Annotated in this window: 12 protein-coding genes; 2 read left to right on the plus strand and 10 right to left on the minus strand. The window is 40.5% G+C overall.

All coding sequences use genetic code 11. From position 1 onward, the window contains the following. Positions 1–25 precede the first annotated feature (25 nt). The 4 genes from CVS86_RS00465 to CVS86_RS00480 all read right to left on the minus strand — a co-directional run bounded on the left by CVS86_RS00465 (position 26) and on the right by CVS86_RS00480 (position 5,422). The gene (locus CVS86_RS00465) at positions 26–2,143 is read right to left on the minus strand and encodes an RNA degradosome polyphosphate kinase (RefSeq protein ID WP_265094618.1); all 2,118 of its coding nucleotides are present in this window, start codon (positions 2,141–2,143) and stop codon (positions 26–28) included. Positions 2,144–2,306: 163 nt separating this feature from the next. Next, the gene (locus CVS86_RS00470; RefSeq protein ID WP_103578625.1) at positions 2,307–2,891 is read right to left on the minus strand and encodes an NUDIX domain-containing protein; all 585 of its coding nucleotides are present in this window, start codon (positions 2,889–2,891) and stop codon (positions 2,307–2,309) included. Next, positions 2,876–4,243 carry a magnesium transporter gene (gene mgtE, locus CVS86_RS00475; protein WP_107790616.1) on the minus strand — a complete coding sequence of 456 codons (1,368 nt, stop codon included), beginning with the start codon at positions 4,241–4,243 and terminating at the stop codon, positions 2,876–2,878. Before mgtE ends, CVS86_RS00470 begins: the two co-directional genes overlap by 16 nt. Before the next feature lie 9 nt (positions 4,244–4,252). Continuing rightward, positions 4,253–5,422, minus strand: coding sequence for a peptidoglycan DD-metalloendopeptidase family protein (locus CVS86_RS00480; protein WP_021085605.1), 1,170 nt, complete (start codon positions 5,420–5,422; stop codon positions 4,253–4,255). Positions 5,423–5,536: 114 nt separating this feature from the next. Between CVS86_RS00480 and CVS86_RS00485 the strand changes: the two genes are divergently transcribed. After that, positions 5,537–6,259 (plus strand): plasminogen-binding N-terminal domain-containing protein, encoded by a 723-nt coding sequence (locus CVS86_RS00485; RefSeq protein ID WP_107790617.1) that lies wholly within the window; start codon positions 5,537–5,539, stop codon positions 6,257–6,259. Between the two features lie 3 nt (positions 6,260–6,262). Continuing rightward, positions 6,263–7,084, plus strand: a complete 822-nt coding sequence (locus tag CVS86_RS00490) for a YihY family inner membrane protein (protein ID WP_103571176.1) — start codon at positions 6,263–6,265, stop codon at positions 7,082–7,084. Between the two features lie 74 nt (positions 7,085–7,158). Here CVS86_RS00490 and CVS86_RS00495 read toward each other — a convergent pair whose 3' ends face one another. The 6 genes from CVS86_RS00495 to CVS86_RS00520 all read right to left on the minus strand — a co-directional run bounded on the left by CVS86_RS00495 (position 7,159) and on the right by CVS86_RS00520 (position 12,777). Continuing rightward, positions 7,159–8,184, minus strand: a complete 1,026-nt coding sequence (locus CVS86_RS00495; RefSeq protein ID WP_107790618.1) for a hypothetical protein — start codon at positions 8,182–8,184, stop codon at positions 7,159–7,161. Beyond that, the gene (locus CVS86_RS00500; RefSeq protein ID WP_107790619.1) at positions 8,171–8,887 is read right to left on the minus strand and encodes a metallophosphoesterase; all 717 of its coding nucleotides are present in this window, start codon (positions 8,885–8,887) and stop codon (positions 8,171–8,173) included. The genes CVS86_RS00495 and CVS86_RS00500 overlap by 14 nt, the downstream gene beginning before the upstream one ends. 127 nt (positions 8,888–9,014) lie before the next feature. Next, positions 9,015–10,490, minus strand: coding sequence for an aldehyde dehydrogenase family protein (locus CVS86_RS00505; RefSeq protein ID WP_107790620.1), 1,476 nt, complete (start codon positions 10,488–10,490; stop codon positions 9,015–9,017). Between the two features lie 126 nt (positions 10,491–10,616). Further along, complete coding sequence (locus CVS86_RS00510) at positions 10,617–11,786, minus strand: sensor histidine kinase (RefSeq protein WP_107790621.1); 1,170 nt, start codon at positions 11,784–11,786, stop codon at positions 10,617–10,619. Next, complete coding sequence (locus CVS86_RS00515) at positions 11,779–12,441, minus strand: response regulator transcription factor (RefSeq protein WP_021089189.1); 663 nt, start codon at positions 12,439–12,441, stop codon at positions 11,779–11,781. Before CVS86_RS00515 ends, CVS86_RS00510 begins: the two co-directional genes overlap by 8 nt. A gap of 9 nt (positions 12,442–12,450) precedes the next feature. Further along, the gene (locus CVS86_RS00520) at positions 12,451–12,777 is read right to left on the minus strand and encodes a hypothetical protein (protein WP_021085558.1); all 327 of its coding nucleotides are present in this window, start codon (positions 12,775–12,777) and stop codon (positions 12,451–12,453) included. Between the last annotated feature and the right edge of the window lie 48 nt (positions 12,778–12,825).

The following is a 12,825-nucleotide window of genomic DNA, read 5'->3' on the forward strand; positions in this document are numbered from 1 at the left end:
CTTAAATTTAAAAGCCATTTATCTTTTAGCTCTCTTTTAAAAGCTTGCTTGCAAGCATATCTGCTTTTGCTTTGTCAGTGTCTTTTTTGACGGATTTGTAAATTTTAGAGATATAGTTTTCTAAAACTTCGTGGCAAGAGATCACTTTTTCGCCCTCGCGTCTAGCTACTTTTGTGTATTCGCCGTTATTTTGTAGCTCGAATGCTAGGTCGTTATCGCTTAGCTGAAGCTCTAAAATTTCAAGCAGTCTCTCTTGTAGTCTTGGCTCAAAGATAGGCGTCATGAGCTCCAAGCGGCGCTCTAAATTTCGTGGCATCCAGTCAGCACTTGAGATGTAAATTTTTGGATTAGCGTGTTTGAAATATAAAATTCTAGCATGCTCCAAGTATTTGCCGATGATCGAGCGAACTCTGATGTTTTCGCTTTTGCCTTTTACGCCAGGTCTTAGTCCGCACACACCACGAACGATTAAGTCGATCTTCACGCCTGCGTTTGAAGCGCGGCTAAGCTCGTTTATCACGTCTTCGTCTATTAGCGCGTTCATCTTAGCGATGATCCTGCCCTCGCTGCCTTTGCTAGCCTCCACTCTTATCTTTTCGATGATGCGCTCTTTTATCTGAAAGGGCGACATGCTAAGGGCGTTTAGACGGCGGTTTTTGTTATATCCTGAGAGGATGTGAAAAAACGAGGTCGTATCTTGGCTAAATTCCTCTTTGCTCGTAAATAGGCTAACGTCGGTGTAAATTTTTGCCGAGCTGCCGTTGTAGTTGCCAGTGCCAAAGTGCATGTAAAATTTGAGTTTATCGCCGATCTGGCGGATCACTTGGCTAACTTTTGCATGCACCTTAAAGCCCGTGATGCCATATATCACGTGTGCGCCAGCATCTTCAAGCGCCTTTGCCCAGTGAAGGTTATTTTCTTCGTCAAACCTTGCTTTTAGCTCGACCATTACAGTTACTTGCTTTCCGTCGCTTGCAGCGTCTATCAGGCTTTGGATGATCGGCGAGTTTTTATCGACCCTGTAAAGCGTCATGCGTATCGAGATCACCTTTGGATCTTTGCTAGCTTCTCTTATAAAGCTAACGACTGGATCAAAGCTCTCAAATGGATGAACTAGCAGCACGTCTTCTTTGTCTATAGCGTCAAAAACTGAGATGCCGTTGCCAAATGGAGGCAGTGTTTTTGGGGCGTAGGGCGGATTTGCTAGATGGCTAAAGTTCTTGCTCCCAGCTATCTCCCAAAGAGAGCTAAGTGTGAGCGGGATGCTTGAAAAGTAGATATCTTTGTGAAAAATTTTCATGTGAAAATTTAAAAACTCTAAGATATCAGCGTCTGCATCTTTGTCTATCTGCATACGCACAAAAGCCCCTTTTCTACGAAGCTTTAGCCCTTGCTCAAGTATCATCATAAAATCATCCGCCTCTTCTTCTTCGATGACGATATCAGCGTTTCTTGTCACTCTAAAGGCAGCCGAGCTAATAAGCTTATATCCTGGGAAAATTTCTTCTGCATGGCGGTGCACTATTGTTTCTATTGGCACAAAAACGTTGCTACTTGGCTGGGTAAATCTTGGCAATACCCTTGAAATTCTTATCATGCCGTATTTTAAAATTTCAGGATGCTCGATGTCAGCAAGCTTAACGGCAAGCGAGAAGCTAAGGTTGTTTAGGTGTGGAAATGGATGTGTCGCATCAACGGCGATAGGCACGATGACTGGCAGGATGTTTGAGAAAAAGTATTCGTCGCATTTTTGCTTTAAACTATCATCAAGCTCGTCGTAGTTTTTGATAAAAAGACCCTCTTTACTAAGCGCATCTACGGTGCTTTTGTAGTGGCTTTCAACTAAATTTTGCTCATCTTGAAGATATTTTCTGATCTCTCTTAGCTGATCAAGTGGGCTCATGCCATCGCTGCTGCTTGTCGTCACTCCAGCTGCAAAAAGCTGCTTTAGACCGGCCACTCTTATCATATAAAATTCATCAAGATTTGTCATATAAATGGCTATAAATTTTAGCTTTTCAAGTAAAGGTATATTCTTTTCACACTGAGCGAGCACCCTTGAGTTAAAGCGTAGCCAGCTTAATTCGCGGTTGATAAAAAGAGTTTCGTTTTCGCTCATCATTTTCTCCTTATGATTTTTGATTATTTTATGATATGTGCGGTTATAAAGTTCTTATTTTGTTAAAAATTTAGTTACAATAGTGCAAATTTTAAACGTAAAGGTTTTTTATGTCGGATTACATTATATTAGTTGGCATTTTTGTTGTGGCGGTTGTTGTCTTTGCGCTCATCAAAAAGGTCTCTTTTTAGCCTTTAAATTTCTCCCACCACAAGTAGGCAAAGATGAGCCCAAAGCCCTTGACCTTGCTCTCGTCAAAGGCAAATTTCATCATATCTTCTCGTTTTATAAAAACTAGCTCGATATCTTCGCCGTCAATGCCACCACCTGCATTTACCTTCATGCTCTCATCGATCTTTGCGTAAAACATAGTTTGCATGTTGCCACCAAAGCCAAAAGCGCCATACGTCATCGTGATGCGCTCCATCTCTTTTAGCTCATATCCGACCTCTTCGACTGCCTCTTCTCTAGCGGTTTGCTCTTCGCTTAGCCCCTTATCCATAAGCCCTGCGCAAAGCTCGTAGGTAAAGCCTTGCTCGTTTGTTTTGATGCCTTCTTTTTCTTGCGAGTACCAAACGGCTGGGCGAAACTGCTTGACAAATAAAAATGCATCTTTTTGCTCGTGATATAAAAATATACTAACGCTATTCATCACCTTGACGCAGTCCCAGTCCCTTTGCAAGCCATTTTGTTTAAATTTCATCTTAAATGGCTTTAGGTATTTTGACTCACCAAGAGGTAAAATTTCTAAATTTGTTATAGTAGTATCCATTTTGCAAGTCCTAAAAAGCTAAAAAATCCTATCGCATCAGTAAATGTAGTAAGAATGACCGCCGAGCCAACGGCAGGATCGATGTTAAAACGCCTTAGCGTCAAAGGTATGATTGTGCCAAAAAAGCCTGCAAAGAATAAATTTGTAACCATACTAAGGCCAATGACTACGCCAAGCATGCCTTTGTCAAACCAAACAGCGGCGATGATACCCATGATGACGCCAAAGATGAGGCCATTTACGAGTGAGATCGTCACCTCACGCTTTAAAACGCTCTTTGCATCTTTAAATTCTATCTCGCCAAGTGCCAAACGACGAACCGTAACAGCAAGTGCTTGTGTGCCGGTGTTGCCACCCATTGAAGCAACTATTGGCATAAGCACGGCAAGTGCGACGTAAGCCGCAATCGTCTCATCAAAAAGTCCGATGATAGATGAGCTAAAAAGTGCTGTTAGTAAATTTACACCAAGCCAAACCGCACGGCCACGACCCGCTTTAAATAGCGTATCGTCCTCTTCTGACTCGTCATCAACGCCAGCTAGGTTATAAATTTGCTCTGTTGCGCTCTCTTGGATGTAGTCGTGGATATCATCATATGTGATACGACCTAGCAAAATTCCAGTGCTACTTGTAACTGCGATAACGTTTAGATCGTACTCTTGAAACATATCAGCGACATCTTGCATGAGATCCATATCGTTTGCCATGTGAGGCTTGTAGTGGTCGATCTGGGTTGATTCGATATTTTGTTTTAGCGTCTTTGTAAAGTCAAAGAGGATGAGATCTTCAAGCGGGATGGCGTATTGCAAGACACTATTTTTATCGATGATGAAAAGCTGTGAGACATTTTCTAGTTTTCCTTCTTGCTTCTCTTGTCTTAGTCTTGCAACTGCGCTGCCAAGCTTCTCTTCAAGATGAGCTGAAAATAGCTCTGTTTGCATGTGCGCACCAGCTCTATCTTCATCGTAGCTTCTAAGTCTTAAAATTTCATTTTGATTTTCTTTATCTAGCTCATTAAAAAGCTCTCTAGCCTTGTCTTCATCGATATCCTCGATGTATTGGAGTAGGTCGGTAGCATCGTCACTCTCTAGCTCTTCAAGCGCTTCTACGATCTTTTCAGCTGGAAGCGTATCGATCACGTCTTTTAGCATGTGATCAGGTAGCTCGATCGCCACATCACCCAAAATTTCAGGATCTAGCTTTTCAAGATACTTGGCAAAAAGCTCCTCGTCATGCTTTTTAAGTGTCTTTAGGTGCTGGGCAAGCTCGTATGCAGAGAGCTCGCCGTCTTCTAAATTTTCATCTAAATGCTGATCTATCAGCTCTTTTGCTTCTTCTAGTTCTTGGCTCAAGTTTTACCTTTAAAAATCTATTACGTTAGGGAAAAATTCCACCTTGTGATACTCTTTGTCGTTGCTTAGAGCCTGTTTTATCAGCTCGTCATTTCTATTTATGACTGCCTTAAATTTAGCAGACTCTTTTTTGTCTTCTATATTTTTTACGACTTTGATGGCGCTTTCTGGATTGATCGGCTTGCCACCTAGATAGAGGCCAAAGTGCAAGTGTGGGCCAGTGCTCATGCCGCTTGTGCCAACGTATGCTATTAGCGTGCCTTGTTTTACTTTAAGACCGCTTCTTATGCCCTTTGCAAAGCCATTTAGGTGGGCATAAAGTGTCTCGTAGCCGCCAGCGTGAGAGATGATGACGGTTCTGCCGTAGCCGCTCTTTTGTCCGACAAATTTGACCGTGCCATCGCCTGCAGCCTTGATCGGTGTGCCTTTTGGAGCACCATAATCAACTCCAAGGTGCGCTCTATATCTTTGAAGGATCGGATGCCATCTTTTTAGAGTGAAATTTGATGTGATCCTAGCGTTTGCAAGAGGGCGAACGAGCAAAAATTTATCATTTTTCTTACCATTTTTATCATAAAATTTATCTTCAAATTTATACATCACGTAGCGTTTGTTTTTAGTCTCTATCATCGCTGCGTAAATTTCAGGTGTGCCAAAAGAGCGTCCCATGCGTAGTTTTTGGTTATAAACGATAGCGATCGTATCGCCTTTGTTTATCTTTTTAAAATCGATCCCGCTGCCGCTAAAAACCTCTTTAAAACCAAGCGCTAGCGTGCCAGAGCCAGTGTAGTCAAAGATATCTTCAGAGACTGATTTATCGACTTTTAGGGCTAAAACTTTATCTTCGCTTTGGTATAAGATCGGGATAAACTCAAGCTGAAATTTACCCTTGTCATCTCTATAAATATGTATCTGAAGCTCGTCACTAACTGGGATGAGAGCTTGTTTTACCTCGCCGTTATCGTCCTTGTAAATTTGATATTTTGTGCCAGCGATGATCTCTTCTGTTAGCTCTTGATCTTCGCTTGCTAGGTTGTAGTAAAGTGAAAGTGGGATTTTGTTTGTCTCTAGGAAATTTAAAAAGCTGCTACCATTTGGCCAACTAAGCTCGTCAACAGTTGGTTTTATGGCATATAAATTTATACATAATATTGCAAAAATCACAAAAATACGAGGCATCGATATCCTTTTAAAAAGCTGGAGGGAATTTTAACTAAAACTTGCTTTAATTTTGCAAAAGATAAAGCATTTTAGGCTATAATCGCTCTAAAAATTTAAACTTAGGAGATATTTTTGAAACGTATAATCGTGATTTTATCGCTGTTTTTTGGCTTTGCTTTTGGGGCTGATTTTTCTTTAAACGAGTATAGAACTCCTCTTATTAGCGTCGAGAGTGACGGCACAGCAACGATAGTTGATAGTCCTGAAATTTTGATCGGATCAAGCGGCGTCGTACTTCATAAATTTGACACTGATAGCTCTATCATCGCAAGAGTGAGCGTTGTTTCTAAAAATGCCGGCTTTGCGAAGGTTAGATTTGAGGTGTTTGACCTGCTTGAGCAAAAGGCTCTCCCACTCCCTGGCATCGCACCTGCAAGTGGCGATATAGTCGTGCTAAACTACCTTTATAACCGCTCACTAATCGTCGTGCCAAATAAAGAAATTTATGAAGAGGTTTTGGGCGCATTTCCTAATATGATATTTATCCACCCAGATCTTGTTGGAGCATACTTAAGCTACGAATACAAGCCAAATCCAAGCAGAGACGACTTTAGAAAAATGTGCGCTCAAAGTGCAGCTGGTCTTATCTTTGTCGCGATGGATGGCAGAAGCATTTTTGCTGATTGCCAAAGCTTTAAGGTGATAAAAGAGTTTAAAACTGGCGAGGTTGAGTACTATCAACTACCATTTTACACAAGAGTTAGCGACATAGACACTGTATTTTGGAAGCTAAATAGCGAGCACATCAACAACTACGACGCTCACTACGAAAAACTTTTTGAAGAAGATAACTGATAAATGAGCCGTTTGTCCTTAAGCAAGAGCGATTTAAAGAGTGGTTTAAATTTGCTAGCTGCTCTTAAGGACAAAGAGCTCTTTCACTACGCAGCAAGCCTTAGTTTTCACACGATCTTATCGATCATACCGATACTTCTTATATCGTTTTCTATCTTTACAAAACTGCCTAGCTTTGAGGATTATTACGCCAAAATTCAAGACTTTGTCTTCTCAGCTCTTTTGCCAAGTAACCAAGAGATCATCTCAAACTACTTGCAAAATTTCCTCCAAAATAGCGGGAATTTAGGCATAGTTGGCTTTGTGGCGATGATATTTACCTCAGCTATGTTTTTTAGCGATTATGAATACGTAGTCTTAAAAGTGACAAGAGCTAGCAAGGCTAGGGGCTTTTGGTCGGCACTTAGCTCGTACTGGACGCTTATAACGCTTGCACCACTCGGACTTGCTGGTAGTTTTTATCTCTCAAGCCTTGTGCAAGAGATGCTAAACTCGACTAAATTTACAAGTTGGATAAATTTCTTAAGCATCGTGCCATATCTCATCATCTGGGTGATATTTTGCGTCACATATCTCATCTCAGTAAATGACGAGATAAAATTTAAAAGCGCGTTTTTTAGCTCATTTGTCGCCTCGCTCGTTTGGTATCTTGGCAAGTCAGCCTTTGTCTATTATGTCCTTTACAACAAGACCTATCTAAGCGTCTATGGCTCGTTTTCAGCCGTGCTTTTCTTCTTTGTGTGGATATACATCTCGTGGATCATCTTTTTATATGGGCTTAAATTTTGCGCCTATCTCTCAAACAGCTCTAAATTTAAAGGATAAATTTATTGCTAGCCGGCAATTTTAAATTTACCAGCTAGCAGTATATGCAATATTTTACGTAAAATTTTATGTATCTAGCGTTTAAACTCGCAAATTTCTATCTTGATATCAAGCTCTTTGCTAAATTTGCTAACAGCCTTTTCAAGCTCGTCTTTATCAAAGCAGATAAGATCAACATAAGAGTGCTTAGTGCCAGTTGCTGCACCCATGCCTTCGCAAAAAGTGCTAGTTTCAAGCTCATCTTCTATCTTAGTTTTGCTATCAACCCCAAACTGCACGTCGCCACCGTGATCAAGGGCTAAAAAGCAGAAATTTATGCCAAGCTCGTAGGCTTCATTATAGATATCGCTTTTGCCGTCATAGTATTCATTTAGTAGCGAGGTTAGGCTCGTATATCCCATAAATACATCATCTCTTAGTGCGTCTGAGCGGGGTTCAAGCTCATAAAAGCTAAATTGCTTTAGTGGCTCGCTCGAGGCTTCTTTGCCAAATTTATCATCTATAAGATCGGCAAAGTCGGTAAGCGCGACGCCTTTTTCTCTTGGCTCATCTACGATCTCAAAGTCGCCAAGTGTGTTTATCATCGCTGTCTCGCCAACAACATTGTCGCAAAGTATGAAAGCTAGCGTGTAGGCCTTGTTTTCATCTTCGCTTTTTAGCTTGCTTAAAGTCTCGTTGTATAGGCACATATCCACGCTTTTTTCTTCAAAATTTGCATAGACCATGACCTCATTTGCATCAACACTCACGCCATACATCTGTATAGTGGCTACGTCGCGCGGTGCACGTGGTTTGCCAAGCGTACAAGTAAGCTTTGTCTCATACTCTTTTGGCATACGTGATTTGATAAATTTGAGCCAAAAAAGCCTATATTTCATCCCTTCTGGAGTGAGCACTAGATCGATCTTGTCATTAACAAGGCCTATCATAAAAGTTGGATCTACTAAACATAAATTTAGCGCTTCTTCAGTCATTTTACTTGCAGTTTCGTAATTTTTATCCTCTAAATTACGCTTGATCTTGTCTAAATTTTTACCAAGCTCGCACCAAAATTTATCAACCCTGCTAGCAAAGCTAGAGCCCTTTTTAGAAAACCACATCTTTATCCTTTTTGTTAAAATTTTCAACATTTCTTTGCGTATAAATTTTCATCGATGGAAACTCTAACGCACTTAGTTTATCATAACCAACTTCGTTAAAAACGCAGCCTGTGTCGATATCTGCGCTATTTTTATAAAATTTTACCTCTCTTACTGGCGTGTGGCCATAGACGTTAAATATGCCCTCTACTTGCATCTCGTCGCCTCTGCCTGAGAGTAGGTGCCTTTTAAACTCTTCGCTAGCATATTTATCGTTTCTTAGCTCCCACATATTGCCAACGGCTGAGTGCGAGACGACTAAATGCTCGCCATTTTGGTTTTTGTACTCTTTAAATTCCAGATAAACTGGTCTTTGTTCTAAAAAGTCAATATGTCTTTGCTTAAACTCCACGCTTTGCCCAAGATAAGATCTATACGTCGCTTCACCGCCGTTTCCAAAAAACCAGCTCCTGTCAAATGGCACTTTGTTGTTTAGAAATTCAAATTTATTGCTAAGTAGCCTTCGCTCGTGATTTCCCATTACCATTTTATAGTCATTTTGCATGATAAACTCGACTACGTCGCAGCTAAAAAGCCCCCGATCTATCACGTCGCCAACAAAGCAAATTTGAGATTTTTCTTTGTTTGGAAACTGCTTTATAAGCTCCAAAAGCGTGTTAAAACAGCCGTGAACGTCGCCGATAATGTAAATTTGCTCGCTCAAATTTTCTCCTTTGGTGCAAATTTTAGTCTATTAAGCTTAAAAATAAAGATTGTTATTTGCTGATAAATTTAGAAAGAAAAATTTATTTATGAAATTTAAAAAAGTAGGGAGCCTAAGCCCCCTAAAATCATTGTGCGTAAAAGCCGCTAACTTTGCCAGTTAGGTCTATCATGATATTTTTCATCTGAGTGTAGTGCTCAAGTATGATCTTGTGCGTCTCACGGCCGATACCTGAGTTTTTATATCCACCAAATGGGCTGCCTGCTGGAATTTGGTTGTAAGTGTTGATCCAGACCCTGCCAGTCTCCATAGACCTTGCAACGCGAAGTGCTTTTGTAATGTCTTGCGTGAAAATTCCACCACCAAGTCCGTATTCGCTGTCATTTACCATTTTGATAAGCTCGGCTTCATCTTTAAATTTGATGACAACGCCAACTGGTCCGAAAATTTCTTCTTGAGCCACTCTCATATCATTTGTCACATCAACTAGCAGTGTTGGCTCGACAAATGCGCCCTTGTCGCAACCATTTGTGGTGTAGGCTTTGCCACCGACTGCCACTTTTGCACCTTCTTTTTTGCCGATCTCTACGTACTCTAATATCTGCTCGGCTTGTTTTTTATTGATCTGAGAGCCCATTTGAGTGCTAGGATCTAGCGGATCGCCAACTTTTATAGTACTAAATTTCTTAACCGCAGCCTCTATAAATTTCTCATAAAAGCTCTCTTCTACGAAAATTCTTGATCCCGCGCAGCAAACTTGACCTTGGTTAAACAAAATTCCAAGCTGAAGGCCGTCAAGCGCCTTGTCTAAATTTGCGTCGCTAAAGAAGATATTTGCGCTCTTGCCACCAAGCTCAAGTGTGGCTGGGATGATACGGCGAGCCGCAGCTATGGCGATATCGCGGCCGATCTCGGTTGAGCCAGTAAATGCTAGCTTGTCAAGGCCTGGGTGGTTTTTGATCCACTCGCCGCTCTTGCTACCTCTGCCAGTTACTATGTTTATCAAACCTTTTGGCAAAATTTTATCTATCAGTCTAAATAGCTCAAGCACGCTTAGGCTTGTCTCGCTTGAAGGCTTAAACACGCTAGCATCGCCCGCTGCGATAACTGGAGCTAGCTTCCAAGCTGCCATTAAAAATGGAAAATTCCAAGGCACGATCTGACCCACTACGCCTATTGGCTCGCGCAAAACGATAGAGAGTTGCTTCTCATCAAGCACGTTTGCGCTGCCTTCTTCGCCCATGATAACGCCAGCAAAGTACCTAAAATGCTCGGCTGCAAAAGGGATATCGACATTTAGCGTCTCACGGATTGGCTTGCCGTTGTCCATGCTCTCGACTTTTGCAAGGTGCTCTTTGTGTTCGTCTATGATATCAGCGATCTTGTTTAGTAGCTTTGCACGCTCGCTAATTGTGGTGTGTTTAAATTTCTTAAAAGCCTCACGTGCAGCACGAACTGCGTCATTTACATCTTCTTCGGTAGCGTCAGCGATCTTTGCAAGGTGCTCGCCGTTTGCTGGATTTTTGGCATCAAGTGTAGCGCCGTCTTTTGCGTCACGCCACTCACCATTTATGAAAAGCCCGTATTTTTCAAGTAGTTTCATACTTTTCTCCTTGATTAAGATTTTGTAAAAGGATTATAATATTAATAAAATTTATCAAAAATAAATTTTTGGTATAAATTCTCTTTTTTAATAAATTTTATTATTTAGAGTAGGGTAGTTTTAAATTTAACTCTGCCAGGAGAGCGAAAATGTAGTCTCGCCATCAAGCTCACTTTGGCATTTTACGGCGATGCCGTTTTTCTTGCAGCACTCTTTTACTAAATTTAGTCCTATGCCAAAGCCGCCTTGATCGTCGTTAAATCTCGTGTAACGATCAAAAATTTTTATCTGGTCCTCTTTACTGATGCCACGCCCAGTGTTGCTTATGCTAAAGAAATTTGGCGCTAAAATGATGCTAACCTTTGAATTTGGCGCTGCATATTTTGAGGCGTTGCTTAAGAGGTTGTCTAAAATTTTACTCACATCTTCAAGGTCTGCGTTTATAAAACTAGGCTTTAGGCTAGCATCTATCTTAAGTCCGCGTTTGGCAAAAAATGGTGAAAAATAGTTTAACCTTTGCGTAGTTAGCAAATTTAGATCTATGAGCTCTTTTTTGCTTGGCTTATCAAGGTTAAAACTTAGATGAACGAGCGCGTCATAGATGCTGCCTAGGCTCTTTGCAGCAAGGCTGATGTTGTTAAAACGCTTTAAATTTCGCTCATTTAGGTTTTCAAGATCGGCCGTTTCTATGCTCATAGAAATGACGCTTAGAGGTGTATTTATCTCGTGTGTTGAGTCTTTTATGAAGTGATTTAGCGTATCTATCTTTTCATAAAGTGGCTTTAGGCTTAGCTTTGCTAGATAAAAGGCGATGAAAAGCAGTATAAAAAGGAAAAATATAGCATCCACAATGCATGAAATTACAAGGGATAATATCTCTTTTTTGATGTCCTTGCCCACTAAAAATATCTCGGCGCTAGAAAGCTCGTCTGTTATGTCGTTATCCATGCTTTGGATGTTTTCAAATATCGTAACCTTGCCGTTTATCAAATTTATATTTTTTTCTTTATCTATCTTATCGCAGGCAAAGTCTTGATAAATTTTCGCTCCATTTTTTGAAATGATGCAGGCCTTCACCCCTTTTTCTTTTGTTAGACTTGAGATTGAGTCAAGTCCATTCATTCTAGCTTTCATGTAAATGCCCATCTTTATCTCTTTTAGCATTTTGACCTCGTTTAAGATGAGTGCTTCTTTTTTATTTTGGTATTCGTGTATAAAAAAATAGCCCAGAAAGAGCACGGAACTAACGAGATAGAGGGATAAAATTTTAAATAAAATTTGCGTCTTTTCAGACATAGATGTAGCCATCTCCACGCCTATTTAAAATAGCATCTTTGCCTAAAATTTGACGTAAATTTTTGATATAGACACGAAGGCTAAGCTCGCTTGGCTCCTCGTCAAATTTCCAAATTTTATTAAAAATTTCATCTTTGGTTAAAATTTTGCCCTTGTTTTGCAAAAATAGGGCGAGCAGGTCGCTCTCTTTGCTCGAGATATTTACATTTTCGCCGTTTTTACTTAGAGTTTTGCTCTGTGGGTGAAAGCAAAGATCATCTAAAATTTTGATATCTTCGCCGTTTTGGTGTGAGAAATTTCTTTTTATGAGAGCTTGCATGCGGATAAGTAGCTCTTTTAGCTCAAATGGCTTTTTTAGATAGTCATCGCAGCCGCTTTTGTAGCCTTTTTCAAGGTCGTCTATGGTGTTTAGCGAGGTGGTAAATATGCTAGGTGTTGTGACGCCAAGCTCACGTAGCGATGAAAGTAGGGAGAAGCCGTCGCCTTGCGGGAGTTTGACGTCTAGTATAAGTAGGTCAAAATTTCGCTCGTATGCAAGATCTAGTGCGTCTTTGGCATTGTTTGTAGTGGTGACATCGTAACCATTTTCGCCCAGATACTCGCTTATTAGATCAAGTAATGTTTCATCATCTTCAACAAGCAAAATTCTGACCATCAAGTGCCTTTACATGCCTTTTTTCATTTCGTCTTTCATGCCCATGTCGTCTTTTTTCATACCCATGTCATCTTTTTTCATTTCGTCTTTCATGCCCATGTCGTCTTTTTTCATACCCATGTCGTCTTTTTTCATTTCGTCTTTCATGCCCATGTCTTCTTTTTTAGCTTCGTGTTTTTTGACAGGATGTTTTTTAGACATATCATCTTTCATCATCTGCTCTTTCTTCATCATCTCATCTTTGCCCATCTTGTCCTTTTGCATCATTTCAGTAGCATTTGCAAGACCGCCAAACATAAACATAGCACCAAGTGCAACTAAGATTAACTTTTTCATAAAGTCTCCTTTAAATTAAATTATGTTGCAATTGTAGTCACTTAGTGT

Origin of the sequence: Campylobacter concisus (genome assembly GCF_003048605.1) — a bacterium.
Lineage (GTDB): Bacteria > Campylobacterota > Campylobacteria > Campylobacterales > Campylobacteraceae > Campylobacter_A > Campylobacter_A concisus_BM.